Source organism: Tardiphaga sp. GW821-FHT12E02, assembly GCF_058807155.1.
Genome location: NZ_JBXAQK010000001.1, coordinates 3,654,375 through 3,678,251 on the forward strand (window position 1 = coordinate 3,654,375; position 23,877 = coordinate 3,678,251).

General features: G+C 62.5%; 22 protein-coding genes and 1 other RNA gene. 10 read left to right on the top strand and 13 right to left on the bottom strand.

Going from position 1 to position 23,877, the window contains the following annotated elements; all coding sequences use genetic code 11:
- The first annotated feature begins 205 nt into the window (after positions 1 to 205).
- Together AC1RQ5_RS17310 and AC1RQ5_RS17315 are read left to right on the top strand one after the other, a co-directional pair.
- Complete coding sequence (locus AC1RQ5_RS17310; RefSeq protein ID WP_398482343.1) at positions 206 to 1,183, top strand: Bug family tripartite tricarboxylate transporter substrate binding protein; 978 nt, start codon at positions 206 to 208, stop codon at positions 1,181 to 1,183.
- A 156-nt stretch (positions 1,184 to 1,339) separates the two neighbouring features.
- On the top strand, positions 1,340 to 2,617 hold the full coding sequence (locus AC1RQ5_RS17315; RefSeq protein ID WP_493200562.1) for a serine hydrolase domain-containing protein: 1,278 nt from the start codon (positions 1,340 to 1,342) through the stop codon (positions 2,615 to 2,617).
- 12 nt (positions 2,618 to 2,629) lie between these two features.
- Here AC1RQ5_RS17315 and AC1RQ5_RS17320 read toward each other — a convergent pair whose 3' ends face one another.
- Positions 2,630 to 5,062: an HAD family hydrolase gene (locus AC1RQ5_RS17320; RefSeq protein WP_493200564.1), complete on the bottom strand. Its 2,433-nt coding sequence runs from the start codon at positions 5,060 to 5,062 to the stop codon at positions 2,630 to 2,632.
- A 172-nt stretch (positions 5,063 to 5,234) separates the two neighbouring features.
- Between AC1RQ5_RS17320 and AC1RQ5_RS17325 the strand changes: the two genes are divergently transcribed.
- The 3 genes from AC1RQ5_RS17325 to AC1RQ5_RS17335 all read left to right on the top strand — a co-directional run bounded on the left by AC1RQ5_RS17325 (position 5,235) and on the right by AC1RQ5_RS17335 (position 6,891).
- Positions 5,235 to 5,681: an antitoxin Xre-like helix-turn-helix domain-containing protein gene (locus tag AC1RQ5_RS17325; RefSeq protein WP_493200565.1), complete on the top strand. Its 447-nt coding sequence runs from the start codon at positions 5,235 to 5,237 to the stop codon at positions 5,679 to 5,681.
- Positions 5,682 to 5,684: 3 nt separating this feature from the next.
- Positions 5,685 to 6,374 (top strand): RES family NAD+ phosphorylase, encoded by a 690-nt coding sequence (locus AC1RQ5_RS17330; protein ID WP_493200567.1) that lies wholly within the window; start codon positions 5,685 to 5,687, stop codon positions 6,372 to 6,374.
- 244 nt (positions 6,375 to 6,618) lie between these two features.
- Complete coding sequence (locus tag AC1RQ5_RS17335; RefSeq protein WP_398482333.1) at positions 6,619 to 6,891, top strand: metal/formaldehyde-sensitive transcriptional repressor; 273 nt, start codon at positions 6,619 to 6,621, stop codon at positions 6,889 to 6,891.
- A 9-nt stretch (positions 6,892 to 6,900) separates the two neighbouring features.
- Here the strand turns inward: AC1RQ5_RS17335 and AC1RQ5_RS17340 are convergent, their stop codons facing one another.
- Complete coding sequence (locus AC1RQ5_RS17340) at positions 6,901 to 7,686, bottom strand: SDR family NAD(P)-dependent oxidoreductase (protein ID WP_493200568.1); 786 nt, start codon at positions 7,684 to 7,686, stop codon at positions 6,901 to 6,903.
- A gap of 191 nt (positions 7,687 to 7,877) precedes the next feature.
- On the opposite strand from AC1RQ5_RS17340, the gene AC1RQ5_RS17345 reads away from it, so the two are divergent.
- The 3 genes from AC1RQ5_RS17345 to AC1RQ5_RS17355 all read left to right on the top strand — a co-directional run bounded on the left by AC1RQ5_RS17345 (position 7,878) and on the right by AC1RQ5_RS17355 (position 12,562).
- Positions 7,878 to 8,897, top strand: coding sequence for a TRAP transporter substrate-binding protein (locus AC1RQ5_RS17345; protein WP_493200570.1), 1,020 nt, complete (start codon positions 7,878 to 7,880; stop codon positions 8,895 to 8,897).
- Between the two features lie 11 nt (positions 8,898 to 8,908).
- A complete protein-coding gene (locus tag AC1RQ5_RS17350; protein ID WP_493200572.1) occupies positions 8,909 to 10,792 on the top strand; it encodes a TRAP transporter large permease in 1,884 nt (627 codons plus the stop codon).
- Positions 10,793 to 10,912: 120 nt separating this feature from the next.
- Complete coding sequence (locus AC1RQ5_RS17355) at positions 10,913 to 12,562, top strand: acyl-CoA synthetase (protein WP_493200574.1); 1,650 nt, start codon at positions 10,913 to 10,915, stop codon at positions 12,560 to 12,562.
- Between the two features lie 447 nt (positions 12,563 to 13,009).
- On the opposite strand, the gene AC1RQ5_RS17360 is transcribed toward AC1RQ5_RS17355, so the two are convergent.
- The 7 genes from AC1RQ5_RS17360 to AC1RQ5_RS17390 form a co-directional block, all read right to left on the bottom strand.
- A complete protein-coding gene (locus AC1RQ5_RS17360; protein ID WP_493200576.1) occupies positions 13,010 to 13,807 on the bottom strand; it encodes an MBL fold metallo-hydrolase in 798 nt (265 codons plus the stop codon).
- Entirely contained in the window at positions 13,804 to 14,592 is a 789-nt protein-coding gene (locus tag AC1RQ5_RS17365; RefSeq protein WP_493200578.1) for a TatD family hydrolase, read from the bottom strand. Before AC1RQ5_RS17365 ends, AC1RQ5_RS17360 begins: the two co-directional genes overlap by 4 nt.
- Positions 14,593 to 14,600: 8 nt before the next feature.
- A complete protein-coding gene (metG, locus tag AC1RQ5_RS17370) occupies positions 14,601 to 16,151 on the bottom strand; it encodes a methionine--tRNA ligase (protein ID WP_493200580.1) in 1,551 nt (516 codons plus the stop codon).
- Between the two features lie 47 nt (positions 16,152 to 16,198).
- Complete coding sequence (locus tag AC1RQ5_RS17375; RefSeq protein WP_493200582.1) at positions 16,199 to 17,239, bottom strand: DNA polymerase III subunit delta'; 1,041 nt, start codon at positions 17,237 to 17,239, stop codon at positions 16,199 to 16,201.
- The gene (tmk, locus tag AC1RQ5_RS17380) at positions 17,236 to 17,910 is read right to left on the bottom strand and encodes a dTMP kinase (RefSeq protein WP_398482315.1); all 675 of its coding nucleotides are present in this window, start codon (positions 17,908 to 17,910) and stop codon (positions 17,236 to 17,238) included. Before tmk ends, AC1RQ5_RS17375 begins: the two co-directional genes overlap by 4 nt.
- Before the next feature lie 2 nt (positions 17,911 to 17,912).
- Positions 17,913 to 19,157 carry a D-alanyl-D-alanine carboxypeptidase family protein gene (locus AC1RQ5_RS17385; protein WP_493200585.1) on the bottom strand — a complete coding sequence of 415 codons (1,245 nt, stop codon included), beginning with the start codon at positions 19,155 to 19,157 and terminating at the stop codon, positions 17,913 to 17,915.
- Positions 19,158 to 19,260: 103 nt separating this feature from the next.
- Complete coding sequence (locus AC1RQ5_RS17390; protein ID WP_493203456.1) at positions 19,261 to 20,190, bottom strand: septal ring lytic transglycosylase RlpA family protein; 930 nt, start codon at positions 20,188 to 20,190, stop codon at positions 19,261 to 19,263.
- A 295-nt stretch (positions 20,191 to 20,485) separates the two neighbouring features.
- On the opposite strand from AC1RQ5_RS17390, the gene AC1RQ5_RS17395 reads away from it, so the two are divergent.
- A complete protein-coding gene (locus AC1RQ5_RS17395) occupies positions 20,486 to 20,647 on the top strand; it encodes a Flp family type IVb pilin (RefSeq protein ID WP_493200587.1) in 162 nt (53 codons plus the stop codon).
- Between the two features lie 12 nt (positions 20,648 to 20,659).
- Here AC1RQ5_RS17395 and AC1RQ5_RS17400 read toward each other — a convergent pair whose 3' ends face one another.
- The 3 genes from AC1RQ5_RS17400 to ssrA form a co-directional block, all read right to left on the bottom strand.
- Positions 20,660 to 20,797, bottom strand: a complete 138-nt coding sequence (locus AC1RQ5_RS17400) for a hypothetical protein (protein ID WP_493200588.1) — start codon at positions 20,795 to 20,797, stop codon at positions 20,660 to 20,662.
- A gap of 115 nt (positions 20,798 to 20,912) precedes the next feature.
- The gene (locus AC1RQ5_RS17405; protein ID WP_398484698.1) at positions 20,913 to 21,041 is read right to left on the bottom strand and encodes a hypothetical protein; all 129 of its coding nucleotides are present in this window, start codon (positions 21,039 to 21,041) and stop codon (positions 20,913 to 20,915) included.
- 152 nt (positions 21,042 to 21,193) lie between these two features.
- Positions 21,194 to 21,514: a transfer-messenger RNA gene (gene ssrA, locus AC1RQ5_RS17410) on the bottom strand.
- Between the two features lie 133 nt (positions 21,515 to 21,647).
- Here ssrA and AC1RQ5_RS17415 point away from each other — a divergent pair.
- Positions 21,648 to 23,111, top strand: coding sequence for an L-lactate permease (locus AC1RQ5_RS17415; RefSeq protein WP_493200591.1), 1,464 nt, complete (start codon positions 21,648 to 21,650; stop codon positions 23,109 to 23,111).
- Here AC1RQ5_RS17415 and AC1RQ5_RS17420 read toward each other — a convergent pair whose 3' ends face one another.
- The gene (locus AC1RQ5_RS17420; protein ID WP_493200593.1) at positions 23,112 to 23,855 is read right to left on the bottom strand and encodes an SDR family NAD(P)-dependent oxidoreductase; all 744 of its coding nucleotides are present in this window, start codon (positions 23,853 to 23,855) and stop codon (positions 23,112 to 23,114) included.
- Positions 23,856 to 23,877: the final 22 nt, after the last annotated feature.

Here is a 23,877-nt window from a genome sequence, read left to right on the forward strand (position 1 = left end):
GAGGAGCGCGCAACGCGCGCGTCTCGAAGGATGGCCGCAAGCACTGAGCCCCGCGATCTCATGGTTCGAGACGGCGCTTCGCGCCTCCTCACCATGAGGGACGGAGGAGCGGCTACCAACACGATGCATCACGCTGCCGCGTGGTGCATCACCCCAAATCGAGCACCCACAAACGGGGCCGATCAAACCACTGGAGGAACGACCCATGAGACTGCCCTCAATCCTGACGGCTGCCTGCCTCACGCTCGGCATGGCCACATCCGCATCCGCGCAGGATGCCAATTATCCCAACCGCGCCATCACCACCATCGTGCCGTTCTCGGCCGGCGGCACCGCCGACATCCTCGGCCGCATGGTGGCGGAACATCTGCAGAAGAAACTCGGCGCGACCATCGTGGTCGAGAATGTCGGCGGCGCCGGCAGCATTATCGGCGTCACCCGCGTCGCCAAGGCGCAGCCCGATGGCTACACGATCGGCGTGGCCAGCACGTCGGCGATGTCGATCAACCCGACCATCTATGGCGCCAAGCTCAGCTACAATCCGGAGAAGGACCTCGTGCCGATCGCCCAGGTGAGCATGGTCCCCAATGTGCTGGTGGTGAACCCGAACAAGATCGCTGCCCGCACGGTGCCCGATCTGATCGCTTATCTGAAAGCCAATCCCGGCAAGGTGACATTCGGTTCGGCCGGGCCGGGGACCTCGCAGCATCTTGCCGGCGAGCTATTCCAGCAGATGACGGGCACCAAGATGGTCCATGTGCCCTACAAAGGCTCGAGCCAGATGATGCCGGATCTGCTCAGCGGCCAGATCGACCTGTCCTTCGACAATGTCCCGCTGCTGCTGCCGCATGTCACCGGCGGCAAGCTTGCCATGCTCGCAACAGCCACGCCAAAACGTGCCGAGTTCGACCCGAACCTGCCGGCCGTCGCCGAATTCCTGCCGGGCTTCGAGGCCGTCGCCTGGCACGGTTTCATCGCGCCGACGGGCACGCCGAAGGCGGTCACCGACAAGCTCTCTGCCGAGATCCGCGCGTTCATGCAGCAGCCGGAAACGAAGAAGAAGATCTCCGAACTCGGCGCGGTGGCGATGGATGTCGATGGTCCCGCCTTCGGCACATACATCGCCAGCGAGACGGCACGCTGGAAGGGCGTCATCGAGAAGGCCAATATCACGATGAACTGAGGTGGAGCGGCGAGGGCGGATCGGCCGGCCGTGCGATCCGCCCTGCCTCTGTATTGCCACAAGAAAAACGATCGCTCGATTTCGACCGATTTTTACAAGCCGTTGAAATATCTGGATGTTAGAGTCCGCGTGGCTTGAGACAAACCAGAGGCAAACTTGCGTCAATCTTGCGAATGGCTGGTAACGATAGCTATCGCGGCAAAGCTGATCGGCCCGGCCGCGGCTGCCAGCAACCTGCTCACGGAAGCCCCTGATCTCACTGGCTTTTCGCAAGCCGGTCTCGATCGCGTCACCGCGATGCTCGACCGCGAAGTCGGGCAGGGCCATCTCGCCGGCGCCATTATGCTGATCCAGCGCCACGGCAAACCCGTCTATTATCAAGGCTTTGGCGTCCGCGATCCCGCCACCATGGCGCCGATGACGCGGGATACGATCTTTCGTCTGTATTCAATGAGCAAGCCAGTCACGTCAGTCGCCGCCATGGTGCTGGTGGAGCAGGGCAAATTGAAGCTTGACGATCCCGTGGCCAAATACATTCCGGCCTATGCCAGTCCGCAGGTCGCGACCGAAAAGACCGACGCCAACGGTCAGAAATATCTCGATTTTTCGCCCGCGCTGAAGCCGATCACGGTGCTCGATCTGATGCGCCAGTCGTCCGGGATAAGCTCCGCCTTCACCAATCTTGGCTTGATTACAGAGCTTTATTTGAAAGCCGGTTTGTTCGCCGGCGACTTTGACAACAGCGATTTCGCCGATCGCCTGGCCAGGCTGCCGCTCGCCTACCAGCCCGCAACTGTCTGGGATTACGGCCATTCCACCGACGTGCTCGGTCGCGTCATCGAAGTGGCCTCGGGCATGTCGCTCTATGATTTCCAGAAGCAATATCTGTTCGATCCAATCGGCATGGTCGACAGCAGCTACTATATTATCGATTCCGCAAAGGCATCGCGCATCGCGCAGCCGCTGCCGACCGATCGCATCATCGGCAACGAGAGCATCAGCGATCCCACCATCAAGCGAAAATGGGAATCCGGAGGAGGTGGCCTCAACGCCACCACGGGAGATTATGCGCGCTTCCTGCAGATGCTGATCAATGGCGGCGAGATCGATGGCAAGCGCATCCTCAAGCCCGAGACCGTGGCACTGATGCGCAAGAACGAAGTGGCGCCGGCCACTGATGTGAAGCCGTGGGCCTATTATTATCCCGGCGCCGGCTTCGGCTACGGGCTCGGCTTCGGCGTACGCACCGGCCCCGGCGAGGACGGCGTGCCCGGCTTCATCGGCGAGATGGCGTGGGGCGGCGCGGCCGGGACTTATTTCTGGACCTATCCCGACCACGACATGGTGATGATCTTCATGGTGCAGACGCCGACCCAGCGTGGCCGTATTCAGCCTATTCTGAAGACGCTGGTGTTCGACGCCATCATCAAATGAGCGTGGTATCAATCAATCCAGCGCAAGGATCCGCATGCCGGATGTCGGCGTGATGCCGATACTCAGCAGCGCCACGGGCGCGGTCTGTTCGGGAAGCTCGATGGTCAACGCAGCAGCCTGATCACCGCTGCCATAGTGGCGTCCCGTGAAGACCATGCCGGCGGGGCGCAATTCCTGTCCATCCAGTTTCAGGATATCAACGCTGCGCATGGCCTGATCGACGGTCTTTCCATATTGCAGGAACGGACCGTTGAGAACGCCTTCCGGCGCCAGATGCGCGAGTGGCAAGGTGACAGACGCAACATTCATGTTGAGCGACATCGGGATTCGTATCCGTATCTCGCCGGCGCCCGTGCGATAACAATTCGTGGACAGCTTGGCGTTGGATCCGATGCGGGTCGCAATGTCGATTTCCAGCTGGCCACATCGTACATCGCTGAAGATATCGCTCGGGAGGAGGTTGGCTCCGAACAGCAGATATTGAAAGCTCTGGGCCGGCGTCAGGGCTGCGAATGATCCCGCCAGCCACATGGGCGGATCGCCGGCCGTACAGGCATCCGGCCATGCGCGAACGACTTGCTGGGCGTTTAGAATATCGCCGTCAACCAGTGGCGTGAGCGCAGACGTTCCCAGATTGACGTCATGCTGCAAGCTGCCCAGCAGCGTTAGCTCCCGGTCGGTTGGCAGCAACAGAAGGCGTCCGAGAGTCGCCGTGGCCGTGCGCGCGGCCGCATCGAGATTGGCAAAGGGAGAGATGTTCAGGCGCGTCAGCAAATCCCGAGCCGTGGTGCTGAACGCGACGGCGCCCTGTTGCACCTCACGCGCCACCTGATGCTGATCCGCGGATAGACCATTGTCTTCGTGCATAACCGCGCCATTGCGATATCCACGTACGGAGCCGCTCGACGAACAGCATAGCTGCTCCAATACGGCGATGTTACGCAAGAGCATGCGCTTGATGTGTGGCGTGACGATCAGGTCTGAGATCAGGCCTTCAAACGTGTCGCGCGCGTCGCATTCAACAAAACCATCGTCCAGCGTCAGCAGATAGAGGCCGTGGATGCGCGCCTTGATATCCTCGATATCGAAGATGCGGCGCAGCGCTTTCTGGATGCTCCCGGAGTAACCGAGGTCAATCAACACGAGATCGCTGCATTGATCCAGATCGGGAATCCGGGTGCGGAGATAGGTCATCAATTCCATGCGCAAGCCATCGGCAACCGTGGTCAGCTCGCGCCTATCGAGTAACTTCGGTAGCGCCTTGGCAAGGTCGCGTCCGCTGCAGCGGCCGTGCGGCTGCTTGGCGAAAAACTCCTCGATCCGACGCGAGCTGAATTTGACGATCTCGGAAAAGGCATGCGCATTGATCGCCGGCAGTTCGCTGACGAGATCGACAAGGGGCGCCAGTGTCCGGGCGGACGCCATCATGCCGACACGGCGATTGATTTCGAGATATGTCGCAGCCGTATCACTCAGTGCCCGGATCTGATGCGGGAGGTGGCCGTCGCGTCCGAGAAACGCGACGCGTGTGCTGGTGCCTGCTTCGCTGATCCGCGCAATGCGATCGTCAGTGAAAGCATCGAAGGCGTGCATTACAGGGCCCAACACGGTCAGGCCGAGATCATGCGCTGGCGAAGGGCTCGCCGCGTGGGACGCTGTCAGCCGGCGCAAGGTGCGCATGCCGCCGTCCAGCATGGTTGCATGAACCGGGCAGAGCAGGCGCTCCACGGTGGCCTCGCGCGACAATACGGATGCCAGTGCGGCACTGGCCTGCGGTATATGCAGCGCGTTGACGGCCCGGCGCTTGGCGGCGGCGATATCGGCCACCGGATTATCGCCTACATGAACCGCATGCTGCGGATCGACCGCACACTTCTTCAGATAAATATCGAATAGCTTTTCGCTCTTGCTGCTGCCGTGCTGGCTGGATGCAAACAGGAAGTCCCATTGCAGATCGGCGCAGCACGCACGTAAAAGCGTGCTCAGTTGCTGAGTGCTCCAATAGGTATCCGAGATGAAGCCGGTCCGCGCACCGTTGGCACGCAGCTCTCGATAATGCTCGTGGATTGCCGGATTGACGCGACAAAGTTCGAGTTCAGCGGCAAATTCCGCGTCCACGAACTGCTCGACGGCGTCAGAGGTAAGGCCGAACAGCCGAAACGGGAAGAGGCGGTAGATCGCGTCGATGCCGACTTCTGAAGATCCGGTTTTATGCTGTGCCATCCTGCGAGCGCGTGCCTCTGCCTGGCGGCGGTGCTCCACGTAGGATGCGGCAGCATCCGGGTATCGGGCGAAAGCCGGCGAGAGCTGATATGCGCGCTCGAACACGCCCTCGGGCGTCGTGCATGCCCGGACGAGAAACGTGTCGAAGACGTCGAAGGAGGCGAAAAAACTGGTCGCATTGTTGCGCTCAGCTCGCCGGATACCCCGTGTGTGTATGTTCATGATGTGCCCCAGTCCACCCGAACGCTAAACGGCTGAAATGGTAAGATCAGGCGCTCGCAAGTGCGCGGCGGACGGAATTTGTCGCGTATCAGTTCGCATTACGAGCAGAAACCGTCACATGATGCTTGACATCGCACCAAATGACGGTATCTGTAGTGTGATACGGAGGGGCATGATCATGGCTCAAATCGCGTCTTTCGAAGCATCAGCCGCCGTCACACCCATCGACATACAGACATTCACGAAAGCGCATGATCGCGAGCGATTGTCTCCGATCGCCATCAAGGCATTCCGGAAGATCGTCGAGCATTGGAAACTGACCAATGCCGAATCCGCGATGCTTCTCGGTGTCTCCGAAAGCACGTGGGACCGGATCAAGCGCGGTGCGTGGGACCAGCCTCTTTCACAGGATCAGCTTACACGGGCCTCGGCTGCGATTGGCATCCACAAAGGTCTTCGACTTCTGTTCGCCGACGACATGGCGATGCGCTGGCCGAAACTGGCCAATAGCGGTCCGATCTTCCAGCGCCGATCTCCGGTCGATGCCATGATCGATGGCGGCATCCCGCTGATGCTTGAGACACGACGTTACGTGGACGCGGTTCGCGGCGGCCTTTGATCCATGCTTGATGGGTTGAAGGTCAGTCGCGAAGCCATCGAGCGAACCGTTCGCCTTGTAATGACCGCGCGACTTCGTGATTCCGTCTTGCTCGATCTGGTCGATGAATCAGAACTGGAGGCGTTGAGCGAGATCGAAGGCGCCACGAGTGCCAGACGGATTGCGCAGGCGCGTGGGGCAGGTGAGGTGCAATCGTTTGAACTGCTCTACGGCGTCCCGCACGCGCACTTCATCAACGCCTCCTTCGCCTATGCCAAGCCTCGCGAACCCAACCGGTTCAACGGAGCCGACCGCGGTGCCTGGTATGCCGGGTTTGACGTCGAGACAAGCCTTGCCGAGGTCAAGTTTCACCTGACCGAGTTTCTGGCAGCGGCTGGCGATTTCAACACGACGGTCGAATACGCCGAAATGTTTGCGAGCTTCGCGGGCGAATTCGTGGACCTGCGAGCCCATCCGACGCATGACGCCTTGCGCCCGGACAAGGCCATTGGATACCCGGTTGGAAACGCACTGGCGGACGCAGCCAGAACGCGCGGCCTGAACGGGATTATCTATCCATCCGTCCGGCACCCCGGCGGAACGTGCCTGGTCGCGCTTTTCCCGCATGCGGTCCAGTCGGTGGCCCAGGGTGACGTCTATCGGATGGTCTGGAGCGGCCAGCCAGACCCCACAATCAGCCTGGTCCAAACCTAGACGATGGATCTCATTCACGAACACAAACAGGCTCGCCACGATGGCGAGCGGACTTGTAGGGGATCAACAAGTCCAGCTAAACGCCGCCTCATCCCTACATGTCTTATTCGCATAAGGTATATTATGGAATATAAAAGTATCCGCGTTCTCAGGTTCTTAGCTCGCCGCCGATGCAAACACGCCAATCTCCACGACTTCATGTTACGGTCTGTCGGACCACGAGAATCCCACGGAGCCTAACCGCGTGCACACGATCAAGGACAAGAACAAACTCATCGCGCGCGTCCGCCGGATCAAGGGCCAGGCCGAGGCGCTTGAACGCGCGCTGGAGGCCGAGCTTGGCTGCTCCGACGTGCTGATGCTGGTCTCGTCCATGCGTGGCGCGGTCAACGGACTGACCGCCGAGGTCATGGAGGACCATATCCGCAACCACATCGTCGATCCGGATAAGGACAACAGCAAGAGCGCCCAGGGCGCGGCCGAGCTTATCGAAGTGCTGCGAACCTATCTGAAGTGAGACCGGCGTCTACGGATGCTTCGGCAGCAGCCCATGGGCTGCAAAGCCGCCATCCACATTGAGCACATGGCCCGTGACGAAGCTCGATTTGCTGCTGTCCAAGAGGAATAGCGCGGCACCGGCCACCTCGTCCGGCTCGGCATAACGGCGCTGTGGCACCACCTGCATCCAAGCCTCGCGCGTCGCTGCCGTGTGCATTTCCTGGACCATGGGTGTCTCAAATGGACCCGGCGCGATGGCGTTGACGCGGATGTTCAACGGCGCCAGTTCGCAGGCCATCACCTGGGTCAGCGTGATGACGCCGCCCTTGGACGCGCCATAAGCCGAGCGCTCGATATTGCCGCGAATGCCGGACACCGACGCCACATTGACGATGGCGCCGCCGCCATGGGCCTTCATCATCCGCGCGGCTTCCTTGGCCACGGCAAAGCTGCCGACCAGATTGATGTCCAGGATCTCGCGAAACAGCTTCACGGAGGTCTCGAAAAACGGCACCTGGCGGCCGATTCCGGCTGAGTTCACGAGGCCACGGACCGGACCGAAACCGGTCTCACAATCCTTCAGACCGGCGATGACGGCGTCTTCATTGGCGACGTCCATGACGACAGTGCGAGTGACGCCGGGTTTGATCGCATCGACCTGAGCTTTGGCGGCGTCGAGCGCAGGCTGGGTGAGGTCGGCGAGGAGGACCTTCCACCCCTCACCTACGGCCGCCCTGGCGATCGCCAGCCCGATTCCGGATGCGCCGCCGGTGATGATGACGACGCCCAAATCTCTATTTTGGTCCTTGCTCATCCATTTTCCTCCCATGTCCTGCAGCAGCTCGGCGGCCGCGCAGCGTCATTCTTGCGGCGATGGTTTTCACCAAAGACCGTCCAAAGTCGAGGCCCCGGGTGCGGCGAAAAGGCTTGACCGCGCATGATGTCGAAACGACAAGGGGCATCGACATCACAAAAAGTCAGAATGATGTGGCAGGGAGAAACAAAATGACGATTTCACGCCGGACACTGTTGAAGGCATCCGCCGCCGCGACGGCCATGGGCGGCATCGGCATGCCTTTGGTGGCGCGCGCCCAGCAGGCTGAATTTGTCTACAAATACGCAAACAATCTGCCCGATACGCATCCGCTGAACGTTCGTGCCCGCGAAATGTCGGCGGCGATCAAAACGGAGACGGGCGGCAAGGTCGACCTGCAGGTGTTTCCGAACAACCAGCTCGGCTCGGACACCGATATGCTCAGCCAGATCCGCTCGGGCGGCGTCGAGTTCTTCACGCTGTCGGGCCTGATCCTTGCCACGCTGGTGCCGGCCACATCGATCAACGGCATCGGCTTCGCCTTCCCGGATTACGAGACCGTCTGGAAAGCTATGGACGGCGAGCTCGGCGCTTATGTGCGCGGCGAGATCACCAAGGCCAATCTCGTGGTGATGGACAAAATCTGGGACAACGGCTTCCGCCAGACCACGTCATCGACGCGGCCGATCAACGGCCCGGACGATCTCAAGGGTTTCAAGATCCGCGTGCCGGTCTCGCCGCTGTGGACCTCGATGTACAAGGCCTTCGACAGTGCACCGGCCTCGATCAATTTCAGCGAAGTCTATTCGGCGCTGCAGACCAAGGTCGTCGAGGGCCAGGAAAATCCGCTGGCGCTGATCTCCACGGCGAAGCTGTTTGAAGTGCAGAAATACTGCTCTATGACCAACCACATGTGGGACGGCTTCTGGTTCCTCGCCAATCGTCGTGCCTGGGAGCGCCTGCCCGCCAATCTCCGCGAGATCGTCGCCAAGAACATCAACGCCGCGGCCGTCAAGGAGCGCGAGGACACCGCCAAGCTCAATGCGACGGTGCGCGAAGAGCTGCTGGCCAAGGGCCTGATCTTCAACCAGCCGACGGTGGAGCCATTCCGCAACAAGCTGCGCTCTGCCGGCTTCTATGCGGAATGGAAGGGCAAATATGGCGACCAGGCCTGGTCGCTGCTCGAAAAGTCCGTCGGCAAGCTGGCCTAAAGCACACCGACATGGCCCATGCCGAACTCGCGCCGCCGCAGGACGGGATGACACCCGATGTCAGCCGTCCCCAGGGCTGGCTGACATCGCTGGAGCGGATCCTCGGCACGCTGGTGGAGATCCCGGTGGCGATCCTGGTCGTCGCCGAGATCGCCATCCTGTTCGCAGGCGTGGTCGCCCGTTACGGCCTGCACCAGCCGCTGGTGTGGTCGGACGAGCTGGCCTCGATCCTGTTCCTCTGGCTGGCGATGCTCGGTTCTGTCGTCGCGTTCCGGCGTGGCGAGCATATGCGCATGACCGCGCTGGTGGCGACGGCGGGACCGCGGATGTGGGCCTTCCTCGATGTCGTCGCGACCTGCGCGGCGCTGGCGTTCCTGTTGCTCGTCGTCGCGCCGTCCTACGAATACGCCTATGAGGAAAGCTACATCACGACCCCTGCGCTGCAGATCGCCAACAGTTTTCGTGCCGCGGCTTTGCCGGTCGGCATCTCGCTGATGATCGTCTTCGCCTTCCTGCGCCTGCTCCGTTACGGCCAGACCCGCACCGTGCTGATGGCGCTCGGCACTGTCGTTGCCATCATGGGCGCATTCTGGCTCGCGGAGCCCTTCCTGCGCACCCTCGGCAATCTCAACCTGATCATCTTCTTCGTCGGCGTGGTCGGCCTCTGCGTCTTCGCCGGCGTGCCGATCGCGTTCGGCTTCGGCCTCGCCATTTTCGGCTATATGGCGCTGACCACGCGGACGCCGATCATGGTGCTGATCGGGCGGATGGACGAGGGCATGAGCCATCTGATCCTGCTGTCGGTGCCGCTGTTCGTGTTCCTGGGCCTGCTCATCGAGATGACCGGCATGGCCCGCGCCATGGTGGCGTTCCTGGCCAGCCTGCTCGGCCATGTCCGCGGCGGCCTGCATTATGTGCTGATCGGCGCCATGTATCTGGTGTCCGGCATTTCCGGTTCCAAGGCCGCCGACATGGCTGCCGTGGCGCCGGTGCTGTTCCCGGAGATGAAGAAGCGCGGCGCCAAGCCGGGCGACCTCGTCGCCCTGCTCTCGGCCACCGGCGCGCAGACCGAAACCATCCCGCCGAGTCTGGTGCTGATCACCATCGGTTCGGTCACCGGCGTCTCGATCTCGGCGCTGTTCACCGGCGGCTTGCTGCCGGGCGTGGTGCTGGCCATCACGCTGGGCGCGCTGGTGTGGTGGCGCTATCGCGATGAGGATCTCAGCCATGTGAAGCGTGCCTCGCGCCGCGACATCGGCCGGGCCTTCATCATCTCGTTGCCCGCCATCGCGCTGCCTTTCGTCATCCGCGCGGCGGTTGTTGAGGGCGTGGCGACGGCCACTGAAGTCTCCACCATCGGCATCGTCTATGCCGTGCTGGCGGGCCTGCTGATCTATCGCCAGTTCGACTGGAGCCGGCTGAGGCCGATGCTGGTGGACACCGCCTGCCTCTCCGGCGCCATCCTGCTGATCATCGGAACCGCCACCGGCATGGCCTGGGGCCTGACCCAGTCCGGCTTCTCGCGCTCGCTGGCGGCCGCCATGACCGGTTTGCCCGGCGGCGGCGCCACCTTCATCGCGGTCTCGATCGTGGCCTTCATCATCCTCGGCAGCGTGCTGGAGGGTATCCCGGCCATCGTGTTGTTCGGGCCCCTGCTGTTCCCGATCGCCCGGCTGGTGGGGGTCCACGAGGTCCATTACGCGATGATCGTCATCCTCGCGATGGGCATCGGGCTGTTCGCGCCGCCGTTTGGAGTCGGCTACTATGCCGCCTGTGCAATCGGGCGGGTTGATCCAGCGCAAGGCATCCGGCCCATTCTCGGCTATCTGCTGGCCCTCCTTGTCGGCTTGATTATTGTCGCGATCTTTCCCTGGATATCGATTGGCTTCCTCTGAAGTGCATTAAATTCAGATGGTTGCGAGCGATATCTAAGGTGAATTTGGAAGCCTTTTACTTCGATAAACTGATAAGTGAGATACCTTCCATAACTCACTGACTTTATGCGAGTTTGTCAAATGATCCCCAGTCAAGGCGCCTATAGCGTCGGCCTCGACCAGAACGCTGCCAACTTCGTCGCGCTGTCACCGATCAGCTTCCTCGTGCGCAGCGCCGCGGTCTATCCGGACCTCCTCAGCACCATCTATGAGGACCGCCGCTTCACCTGGGCGCAGACCCTGGAGCGCTGCCGCCGTTTCGCCTCCTGGCTCACCGGCCGCGGCATCGGCCGTGGCGACACCGTCGCGACCATGCTGCCGAACGTGCCGGCCATGAACGAGGCGCACTTCGCGATCCCCATGGCGGGCGCCGTGATCAACACGCTGAACATCCGCCTCGACGCTGCAGCCATCGCGTTCCAGCTCGACCACGGCGGCGCCAAGGTGCTGCTGGTGGATCCGGAATTCGCAGCCGTCGTCACCGAGGCGCTCGGCCTGATGAGTGGACCGAAGCCCATCATCATCGATGTGGATGACCTCACTTTCTCGGACCCGCGCCGGATCGGCGAACTCGAATATGAAACCGCCCTCGCCCAGAGCAGCCCCGACTTCACCTCGGCCTTTCCGCTCGACGAATGGGACGCGATCGCGCTCGGCTACACGTCGGGCACCACGGGCAATCCGAAAGGCGTCGTCACCCATCATCGCGGCGCCTATCTGAATGCATGGGGCAATATCCTGGCCACCGATCTCGGCCGCCACCCGGTCTATCTCTGGACCCTGCCGATGTTCCACTGCAATGGCTGGTGCCTGCCCTGGGCGGTGGCGGCGAGTGCCGGAATCAATGTCTGCCTGCGCAAGGTGGAGCCAACCAAGATCTTTGCGCTGATATCGGCACACGGCGTGACCCATATGTCGGGCGCGCCGATCGTCTACAACACGCTGATCAACGCGGCGGATGCGCCGACCTATGCCGGCGGCCAGATGATCCAGGGATCGATCGCCGGCGCCCCGCCGCCTATGACGGTGCTTGCCGGTGCGGAGCGGATCGGCATCAAGCTCACCCATGTCTACGGCCTGACCGAAACCTACGGGCCGGCCTCGGTCTGCGCCGAACAACCGGGCTGGGACGAACTGCCGGCCGACGAGCGGGCGCGCCTGAAACGCCGGCAGGGCGTGCCCTTCCCGTCGCAGGAAGGCCTGACCGTGCGAGATCCCGACACCATGGAGCCGGTGCCGGCCGATGGCGAAACCATCGGCGAGATCATGTTCCGCGGCAATATCGTCATGAAGGGCTATCTCAAGAACGAGAAGGCCACGCAGGAAGCCTTTGCCGGCGGCTGGTATCACACCGGCGATCTCGCCGTGATGGACGCCCAAGGCTATGTGACCATCAAGGACCGCTCCAAGGACATCATCATTTCCGGCGGCGAGAATGTCTCGTCGGTGGAGGTTGAAGACGTGCTCTACAAGCACCCCGCCGTGCTGTTCGCGTCTGTGGTGGCCAAGCCCGATGACAAATGGGGCGAAGTACCGTGCGCCTTTGTTGAGCTCAAGCCGAACGCGGCGGCGACAGAAGCGGAGATCATCGCTTATTGCCGCGAGCAGCTGCCGGGCTTCAAGACGCCGAAAGCCGTGGTGTTCGGCGCAATCCCGAAGACGTCCACGGGCAAGATCCAGAAATTCATCCTGCGCGATCGGGTCAAATCGACGGGGTCGTTCGAGAGCTGAGACGTTCGTTTCGCCACGAGCTTTTTCCTCATCCTGAGAGCCGCGCAGCGGCGTCTCGAAGAATGGCGGCAAACGACACAGCCTGGCAGCTCATGGTTCGAGACGCGCGAAAACGCGCTCCTCACCATGAGGGCGGAGATGCCGAATGCCTGAACCGCGACGGAAAACGGCCCTCCGAAGCGACTCGGAGGGCCGGCAATGAAAGTGCCAGAAGAATACGACTTGAAGGGATTAATTTGAGTCGCAAAGCGCATTGCGATGTCAATGACAGCAGAAAGATGACAGCGAGTCAGCGGGACTGGCAGGGAACTCACCGTTATTAAGTCTGCGTCTTGCGCGGCAACGGAGTTTGTGGGGCAGATGAGCCGAAGGCGTCATCCGCCGGCCGCGCACTTAGCTGAAACTCCGCGGCGGATTGCGCTACGCTGATCCGCCCTACGGCAGAGTCTACGCCACCACCAGCCGCATGCCATCGTACCCCGGCACCACGCCCTCCGGCAGCTTGGCTTTCACTGCCTCGTAATCCACCTCAGCGGTCATGTTGGTGATCACCGTCCGTTTGGGCTTGAAGCGATCTCGCCACTTCAAGGCGTCACCAATGCTGAAATGGCTGGGATGCTGGGTGTAGCGCAGCCCGTCCACGATCCAGAGATCGAGCCCCTCGAGCGCCGGCCAGCTCACTTCCGGGATATCGTTCAGATCCGGTGAATAGGCGGCATGATCGATGCGATAGCCGAGCGCCGGAATGTTGCCGTGCTGGACAAGGAACGGCGCCAAGGTGAGGTCGCCGCCCTTCCCCGTGATGGTGCGGCTCTCGCCGGCCTCGATGTTGAGATGATCGAGGATCGGCGGATAGTCGCTGCCAGGGGGGGTCCGGAAGCAGTAGCCGAAACGCGGCATCAACTCGTCGGCCGTGGGCGTGTTCATATAGACAGGAATGCGCTTGCGGCGCTTCAACACCACGGAGCGGAGATCATCCATGCCATGGGTCTGGTCGGCATGTTCGTGGGTCAGGAACACCGCATCGATGTCATCGACCTCGGCGTCGAGCAACTGCTCGCGGAGATCCGGCGAGGTGTCGATGATCACGCGGGTGACGCCATCGGGGCCGATGCGTTCGACCATCAAGGAGCAGCGGCGGCGGCGGTTCTTCGGATTGGCGGGATCGCAGGCGCCCCAGCCCAGCGCCGGGCGCGGCACACCCGCCGACGATCCGGAGCCGAGAATGGTGAGCGCCAACGTCATGCAGCGATGCTCTCGGACGCTTTGCTGAATAGGCGGAAGAAATTGTCCGTGGTCTGCTTTGCCAGTTCCTCGTAAGTCACGCCGCGGGTCTCGGCGAGCACTTTGGCGGTCTCGACCACGTAAGACGGCTCATTGCGCTTGCCGCGCCATTTGCCGGGGGCGAGATAGGGGGCATCGGTCTCGACCATGATGCGATCGGCCGGCAGTTCAGCCGCGAGGTCGCGCAGCTCCTGCGATTTCTTGAAGGTGATGATGCCGGTGAAGGAGATCGACAGGCCCAGATCAATGGCCTTCATCGCGAGATCGCGGCCACCGGTGTAGCAATGCAGTACGGCCTTGAAGGCGCCCTTCTTCATCTCGTCTTCGAGAATGATACCGCATTGGTCGTCGGCTTCACGGGTGTGGATCACCAGCGGCAGGCCGGTGGCGCGGGCCGCGGCGATATGGGCGCGAAAGCCCCTCTCCTGCGCGCCGGAGGATTGATGCTCATAGAAATTATCGAGGCCGGCTTCGCCGAGCGCGATGACCTTTGGATGCTTCGTGAGTTCGATCAGCTCGTCTGCCGAGATGCCGTCTTCTTCGTCGGCATTGTGCGGATGGGTGCCGACCGAGCAATAGACATTGGGAAAGCGCTCCGCGATCGCCAGCAGCGCCGGCAGGCGGCGCACGCGGGTTGAGATCGTCACCAGCCGGCCGACGCCCGCAGCTTCGGCACGGGCGACGATGCCGTCGAGATCGTCGGCGAAATCCGGGAAGTCGAGATGGCAGTGGCTATCGACCAGCATCGGCAAACTCAGCTTGCTGCGGCCGGTTCGACATAGCGTGGGAACACGCCGGTCGGGGTCGGCAGCTGCGTGCCCGGCTTGATGCGGGTCGGGATCGCCGCGAAGTCGCGCGCGTCGGCGGCAATGCCGAGCACGTCAAGCAGTTTGGCGCAGGACGCCGGCATCACCGGCTGGGCGAGGATCGCGACCTGACGCACGACTTCCGCCGTGGTGTAGAGCACGGTCGCCTGCTTCGCTGGATCGGTCTTGGCCAGCGCCCAAGGCGCCTCGCCCGCAAAATAACGGTTGGCTTCGGCGACCACAGCCCAGATAGCGTTCAACGCCTGGTGGATCTGCTGGGTGGCCATGGCGGTGCGCGCCTGCTCCAGCATGGCATCGGCCTGCGCCAGGATCGCCTTGTCGTTCTCGGAGAATTCGCCGGGTGTCGGCAGCACGCCGCCATATTGCTTGCCGATCATCGACAGCGAGCGCTGGGCGAGATTGCCGAGGTCGTTGGCGAGATCCGCATTGGTGCGGTTGACGATGGCCTCATGGCTGTAGCTGCCGTCCTGCCCGAACGAGACTTCGCGCAGCAGGAAATAGCGGAGCTGATCGACGCCATATTGTTCGGCGAGATTGAAGGGATCGACGACATTGCCGACCGACTTCGACATCTTCTCGCCCCTGTTGAACAGGAAGCCATGGGCATAGACGCGCTTCTGCACCGGGATGCCGGCCGACATCAGGAAGGCGGGCCAGTACACCGCGTGGAAACGGATGATGTCCTTGCCGATGATGTGAACATCGGCGGGCCAGTATGTCCAGTTGGCGTCGCTCTCGTCGGGGAAGCCGACGCCGGTGATGTAGTTGGTCAGCGCATCGACCCAGACATACATCACATGCTTGTCGTCGCCGGGCACCTTGATGCCCCAGTCGAAGGTGGTGCGTGACACCGAGAGGTCCTTCAGGCCGCCTTTGACAAAGCTGGTGACTTCGTTCTTGCGGGATTCCGGCCCGATGAAATCGGTGGCCTCGTAGAGCGCAAGAAGCTTGTCCTGATACTTCGACAGCCGGAAGAAGTAGCTGGATTCCTCCACCCACTCGACCGGCGTGCCCTGCGGGCCGCGGCGCACCTTGTCCTCGCCGACGGTCGTTTCGTCCTCCGCGTAATAGGCTTCGTCGCGGACGGAATACCAGCCGGCATAGCTGTCGAGATAGATGTCGCCATTGGCGGCCATGCGCTTCCACAGTTCCTGTGACGAGCGGTGGTGCTGCTCCTCTGAGGTGCGGATGAAGCGATCGTAGGAGATGTTCAACACGCCATCCATCTCCTTGAAACGGGCGGCGTTGCGGGTGGCGAGTTCGGCGACCGGCAGGTTTTCGCGCGCGGCCGTCTGCACCATCTTCTGGCCGTGCTCGTCAGTGCCGGTCAGGAAGAACACGTCCTTGCCGTCGAGGCGGGCAAAGCGCGCCAACGCATCGGTGGCGATGGCTTCATAGGCATGGCCGACATGGGGCACGCCATTGGGATAGGCGATCGCGGTGGTGATGTAGAAGGTGTTATTGGACGCGTTCGCCATCGGCGCGAAAGCCTTTCAAATGATCGATCTTGCCGCGTTAGTTGGTGTCAGCGCGTCGCCTCGGCGAGCAGGCCAAACACCGAGAAAACCAGCGGTTTTCGCTCGAGATTGTAGGATTCGGCCTCGCGCGCGGCTTTGTTGATCTTTTCCCATACCTCCGCAAGGCGTGCAAGGCGGGGCAAATCGGCGTTCAGGCTGGCAGGATCCGCATGCATCCGCTCGCCGATCCAGCGGTCGACGCTGTCAGTAAAGGCGCCGAGCGCAACGCGGTCGCTGGTCCCCAGCGCATCGCCCAGGGCGTGCAGCTCACGCGGGTCCACGTGGGGCAGCGTGTTGAGCAGCGAGGCGGTGCGCTGGTGCAGTTTCAGCGCGCCGCCGCCGAGCAGATTAATGGCGCGGGACACGCTGCCTTCGGAGGCCTCCGCGACATCGCGGAGCTCGGGATCGCCCTCCTCGCGCTCGGTGGCCAGCGCCAGGGCGGACAGCACGTCGCCGGTCGAGAGCGCACGCAAAGGCAGCTTACGGCAGCGCGACTGGATGGTGGGCAGCACCCGCGCCTGTGCATGGGTAATCAGCAGGAACAGCGAACGCTGCGGCGGCTCCTCCAGCACCTTCAGCAGCGCATTGGCCGCATTGGTGTTGAGCTCGTCCACGGTATCGACAATGCAGACGCGCCAGCCATCGACGGCGGCGGTGGAGCCGTAGAAGCCGACGGTCTCGCGTACGTCGTCCACGGTGATGACGGTGCGCATGACGCCCTTGTCATTGGGCGTGCGCCGGATCGCCAGCAGTCCGCCATGGGCTTCGGCAGCGATCTGGCGGGTCACGGGATGATTGTCATCGAGATCGAGTGTTTCGGCCGACTGCGCTTGCGATGACAGGGGATCGCGATGCGCCAGCACGAAGCGCGCCATGCGAAAGGCCAACGTCGTTTTGCCGATTCCCTGCGGGCCGGAGATCAGCCAGGCATGCGGAATACGGCCGCCACGATAGGCATTGAGCAGCGTCTGCTCGGCCTCGTGATGGCCGAACAGTGCTGTTGTCTCGCGCGGATGCGGGACGGATATTTCGGGATCGTTCTTGCTCATGCGTCCGCCGTCTCGTGCAGCAGGCGCTTGCGCATCACGCCCCAGATATTGTTGGCGACGGCTTTTGGCGGCAGCGTGGCGTCGAGCAGCACGCAGCGCTGCGGCTCCTCCAGGGCAATCTGACGGAACGCCTCGCGGAGCCCCTGATGGAAGGCGATGCCCTCGGCCTCGAAGCGATCGGGCATGCCGGTGCCGCGGCGGGCCGCAGCGCGGGCCATGCCGACTTCGACGGGAAGATCGAGGATCACCGTCAGATCAGGCTTGAGGCCGCCGATGGTGACGCGCTCCAGCGCTTTCAGCAGTTCTGGCGACACATTGCCCTGTCGGCCCTGATAGGCGCGGGTGGAATCCGAAAAGCGATCGCACAGCACCCAGATGCCCTGGTCGAGCGCGGGCTTGATCACCGCATGGACGTGGTCATCGCGCGCGGCGGCAAACAACAGCGTCTCGGCTTCGGCGCCGAGCAGCTTGCCCATGCCGGACAGAACCACATGACGGATGATCTCGGCACCGGGCGAGCCACCGGGCTCTCGGGTGACGATGGCGCGGATGCCGGCCTCGTTGAGGCGATCGGCGAGCAGCTTGATCTGCGTGGATTTACCCGCGCCCTCGCCGCCTTCGAATGTGATGAAGCACCCGCGCTCGGGCGCTGTATTGTCGGTCTCGGTCATGGTCACAGTTTCTCGGCGCCGGCGCGGAACAGGCCGATGGCGAGTTCGCTGGCGCCATCCACGGCGCGCTGCATCGTGGTGCCCGTGCCGATGGCATCCGCGGCATAGATGGGCGCTTCCACGGCAACCTGCTGGCCACGCCAGACTTTTACGACACCGACCGGCTGGCCGGCCTGTACCGGCGCATGCACCGGTCCCTTATAGACGATGCGGGCGATCAGCTTGTCATTGCCGTTCTTCTGCACCATCACTTTGACCGGCTCCTTGCTGACAAGCGCCACCGAGCCCTTGTCGCCGCCGAACACTTTGGCGTAGCCGACCGGCTGATCGCCAGCGAATACGCTGCGGACTTCGAAATTCCTAAAACCCCATTCGAGCAGTTTCTTGGCGGCAGAGGCGCGATCGTCGGAATCTTCGAGGCCGTTGACAACCACGATCAGGCGCGTGTCGTTCTGTACGGCAGAGCCGACCATGCCGTAGCCACCATCCTTGGTGAAACCGGTCTTGAAACCGTCGGCGCCTTCGAGCGTGGCAAGCAGCGGATTGCGGTTCTGCTGGCGGATCTTGTTCCAGGTGAATTCGCGCTCGCCGAATATCTTGTAGAAGTCCGGATAGGTGCGGATGATGTGGCGCGCCAGGATGCCAAGCTCGCGCACGGTCATCTTGTTGTTGGGATCCGGCAGGCCGCTGGAATTGGCGAATGTCGATTTCGGCATGCCAAGTGCGCGCGCACGCTTGGTCATGCGCTCAGCGAAAGCGATTTCGTTGCCTTCCATGGCTTCGGCCATGATCATGCAGCTGTCATTGCCGCTCTGGATGATGGCGCCACGCAGGAGATCGGCCACGGGAATGCGGCTGTTCAGCGCCGCGAACATGGTGGAAGCGCCGGCGGGTGCGCCGCCCTTGCGCCAGGCATTCTCGCTGGTGCGATATTCGTCGGTGAGCTTGATGTCGCCGCGGGTCAGCGCGTCGAACACGACTTCCACGGTCATCAGCTTCATCATGCTGGAGGGCGCGCGCAGCTCGTCGGCATTCTTCTCGAACAACACGGCGCCGCTTGATGCCTCGATCAGGATCGCGGTCGGTGCGTCCGTATCGTAGCCGCCCTCCTCGACCACTTTCTTGGCGCCCTGCACGCTCTGATTGGCGGCTTGGGCCATCGGCTGCAGCGCAAATGCCGCCGTCAGCAAGCCGGCGACAAGCTGCCGCCCAAGCGAGGTTTTCAGTGTGAAAAAGCCAGATGTCATGCTGTGTCCCGAATGATCAGGTCTTAACAGCATCACCTTGCCCGAACAACGCGAACCCGGCTGCGCCGGACGCTAACGGGCGGATATCTGGATCAAATCTCGATCAGTAGAGGCCGCGGCCGGACAGGATTGCAGCAGCGCCACGCGCATCGACCGTGCCGTTATCACGGGCCATCGGTTCGGCGGGGGCCGCGTAATCGGGATTGCCCTCATAGGAGACGGCACGCGGATTCTCGGCCGGATAGGCCGCGGCGGAGCGATAACGGCCGGAGGACGATATTTCCGAGGTCTGGCGATCTGCGGCGGTGTTGCCCAGCGAATATGGCCGGCCTTCCGGCATCGGGATATCGCGCGAGACCACGCGCCCACCCTGCATATCCGGCACGAAGGCGCGCGCGGAGGCGACACGCACGACCGACGGCGACGGTGCCGGCTCGCCGGTGCGCAAGGTGGCCATCAGCTGGCGATCGTCGGAGCCTTCGAGCGGTGCGCGACCGACATATTCGACGCGCACGCGCGCAATGCCGTTGCCCTTGAATTCCAGCAATTCGGCGGCCTTGTTCGAGACGTCGATCAGGCGGTTGCCGTGATACGGACCACGATCATTGACGCGCACGATCAGTGATTTGCCGTTCTTCACATTGGTGACGCGCGCATAGCTCGGGATCGGCAGGGTCGGATGCGCTGCGGTCAGCGACGCCATGTCGAACACTTCGCCATTGGCGGTCAGGCGGCCATGAAAAGCGTCGCCATACCAGGACGCCATGCCTTCGGCGCGGTAATTGGCATTTTCTTCAGGAACATAGGTGCGACCGGCCACCACATAGGGCTTGCCGACGCGATAGGTGCCGCCGCCCTTGGGAACGGCCTCCCCGGCGCCGACCACGCGCGGGCTGCTGGAGACGCCGTATTTGGGATCGAGACGGCTGAAGCTTGTGGTCTGGGACGAGCAATTGGCCAGCGCTAGGCAGGCGCCCATGGTCGCTACTGCGCTCGCAGCACGACCGATGCGGTGTGACCGAAGAATCCCCATGCGCCCCAATACCATTCCGGCGGTCATCTGCCCATCGGGCAACACGCGACCGCAAAATTACGATGTGCCCCACTTCCACATCGCGTGGTGAACATATCGTAGCTGGATCAGGGCGAAAATGGGGAGAACCGGCTTATGGTAAACACAAAGCTTCCGCCGGCGGACCGTGACGCAACCTCAAATGACGGTCGCGCGCTCGATGTCACTCAATGGATGAGAATATCCGCTTATTTTACCGTCAGCAGTTCGGTAGCTATTTACGCGCGATTCATGCCGGAGCCGTAACGTTAGCCGCATGACATTGATCAAACGCTTCATTGCCGACGAATCGGGCGCAACGGCCATCGAATACGGCCTGATTGCAGCCGGTATCGCGCTTGCCATCATCGCTGTCGTCAATGGCACCGGCAGCAATCTCAAAGGCAAGTTCACCTCGATCAACACGTCGCTCAAGTAAGCGACGTTACGATCAGCCGAACAGGCGCCCGCCCCGCTCCTCGCGGCGGATATACGGACCCCACAATACATCCTGCCGCCACAGATAGATCTGGACGCCAAGGCAGATGACGCCGACGGTAGCCGCCAGCATAAGCAGTGTCTCGATCACGATCGCCCCCGATTGTGTTTCGGAGAGATGTACCGGACGAGATTTAAAATGACGGCGGGGAAATGCCTCGCATTGCGACGCCGCTGCTAACGCAGGTTAATTTGCGGACGCCGCGTTAGCGCGGCGGCAAAAACGTCGCCGCATTGATCACGGCAACAGCCGCAAAAGTCATCATCCAGAGCGGCCACACCGGCGCATCGGCCGAATGATTGAACCGCCGGTGAACGCCAAAATTTCGCGCCATAGGTTGCTCCTTCTGCCCGATCGACAATGCGTAGCAGTGTGCATTTCAAAGTGATCGAATTGCGTCGCAGCTTTGGCAATAGATTGCCGTTGCCCAGCGCGTGCACAAAAATCAGAGCCCAAAATAAAACCGCGCCATCCCGAAGGATGACGCGGCCGGCCGTTCTGTTGCTAGGTGGACCAACCCCGAACGGTTACGCCGCGAGGCGCACTTCGTTCATGCTAACGTTATCGTTGGCATTTAGGTTTTTGACCCGATAACGGCGGTATCATGCCGAGCACAATTCGCGACTTCTTCGCAGCCATCGATCCTGTTTCGCCCCCGCCTGAGCAGCCCTGCATCGAGATCCAGAAGCTGCTGAGGTGGAGGCGCCGGGTACTGCCCCCGGGTCTGCCTGCGGTCCATCGTGAGGTTCAGCGCCATCGTCTTGCGACAGACCCAATATAGGCGGGCCGGTCGAGGAAATCTAGATGCCGCCAAGCGCGGGACCGGCGCCCCGGATCGCCTCTCGGCAAGGACCGAATCGCGGTATCGTGGCCGAAATGGTGACGCCTGCGCGAACTGCGCATTCTGCCTTCTGAGCAGGTTACCTCGGGAGGCGACGTCGTGCTTTATCTCGCTTGGTCATTGCCAGCGCTCGCCGTGATCGGCGTGATCGCCAGCGGCCAGGCGGGAACGCTTCCCGCTGCGCTGATCGGCCTCGCAACCGCCTTCGTGGTGGCGATGACGACCGCCCCGCATGTGTTTCCCATCGCCGATGCCGGTGCAGCCTTGCTGCGCGGCGCCTGGATCGGCTGGATCGTGGTGCCTTACATTCTCGGCGGCTTGCTGTTCTGGCAGATGGCGATCCGCACCGGCAATGCGGCGATGCCCGTCGAGGAGACGCTGCCCGACGCGCATGCGCGACGGCGCTTGCTGTTCACGGCGTGCTACCTGATCGGCCCTTTCGCGGAATCCGCGACGGGCTTTGGCATCGGCATCATGGGGACGATGGTGCTGATCCGGCGGCTCGGGCTGAAGCCGATCGAACTGCTCGCCTTCTCGCTGATCAGCCAGACCATGATCGTGTGGGGCGCCATGGGGAGCGGTGCCGTCGTGGGCGCAGCTTTCGCGCGCACGGATCCCACCGCTTTGGCGCTGCGCACCAGTCTCATCTATCTCGTCTTCAACATTCTCTGGTTGCCGATCTATTGGCGCATGGCAGAGCGCGCCGGCATCGGCGCGGAGTGGCGCGAGCGCGCCAGCGAAGCAATCTGGCTTTTGGGCAGCCTCGGCCTTGCCATCATCGCCACGGCGTTTCTCGGGCCGGAGCCGGCGATGCTGGCAGCCTTCGGCCCGGCGATCGTGCTGCGCTATCTGATCGACGAGAAGCCGGATCGCGCGGCGCTCAGGGCAGCGGCCCGGCGCATGCTGCCCTTCACGCTGCTGATCGGCTGGCTGGCGCTGACGCGCCTGGCGCCGCCGCTGAACCAGTTCCTGCAGACATCGTGGAGCATCAGCCCATTTGCCGGGGCACCGGTCTGGGCTCCGCTCTTTCATGCCGGAACCTGGCTGGTGGTCGCCGCGGTGCTGACGGCGCTGCTGCGCGGGCACCAGCGCGCCTTCCCGGCCGAGATCGCGACGGCATGGACGACCGGCCGGCTCGCCGTGCTCACGGTCGTGGTGTTCTCGATGATGGCCGAATTGCTGTCGCGCTCGGGCATCGCCGGCGGCCTTGCCCGCGGCATGTATGAGACATTCGGCGTCTGGTCGGTGACCGTCACGCCGATGATCTCGGCGGTGTTCGGCGCGTTGGCCAATAGCGGCAATGCGGCCAACGGTCTGTTCATGCCGGCACAGCTCAGCCTCGCCAAAGAGGCAGCGCTCGATGTTGCGGCCGTCGTCGCGCTTCAGCATGCGGCTGCGCTGTCGCTCAACATGGTGTCGCCGGTGCGGATGTCGATCGTGTGCAATCTCGCGGGCACGCCCGGTCATGAGCGCGAAGCCTATCGCGCGATGCTGCCCTTTGTCGTGGTCATCATCGCGGTCCTGCTGATGATCTCCGTTCTCATCGCCACCAGGCTGATCTGATCAGTGGAAGTGAGTGGCGCCGTTGATGTCGAAGATCGCGCCTGAGGCATAACCGGCGCCGGCACCGCAGAGGAACACAGCGGTCGCGGCAATCTCCTCAGCCTTGGCCATGCGCTTCAGCGGATAGAGCGAGGTGTCGTAGCCTTTGCCTTCGGTCATCGCGGTTTCGACGGGGCCAGGTGCGATGCCGTTGACGAGGACATTGCGCGGCGCGGATTTATTGGCCAGCCAGCGCACGAATGAATGAATGCCGCCTTTGGCGAAGGCGTAATGCGGACCGGTGCGCAGGCCGCCCATCCAACCCGCCACAGAGCCGCATAACACCACGCGGCCCTCGCCGGCTTCCATCATGCCCGGCACAAAAGCGCGGGTGAGATTAATCGGGCCCTTCACATTGGCGCGGATGACGCGATCCAGCGACTCCTCCCAATCCGGTGCCATCCAGTCGTCATGTGGTGCAATCGCCGCCGTATCGACGAGGCCATAAACGGGGCCGATCTGCTTGGCGGCGGCATCGACATCTGCACGCACGCCGGTATCCAGGCTGTAGATATCGGAGCGATCGGCCAGCTCGGCACCAACACGCTCGCGGATGCGGTCCTTGCCGACGATATCGATCAGAACCAGTGTGGCGCCCTGTTTGGCGGCGAGCTTTGCGGTCTCGCTGCCAATGCCGCCGGCTGCGCCTGCGATCACGATGCGGCGTCCGGTCAGGTCGAAGGGAGATCTTTCGGTAGATGTCATGATGAGTTTTCCATAGCTCGGC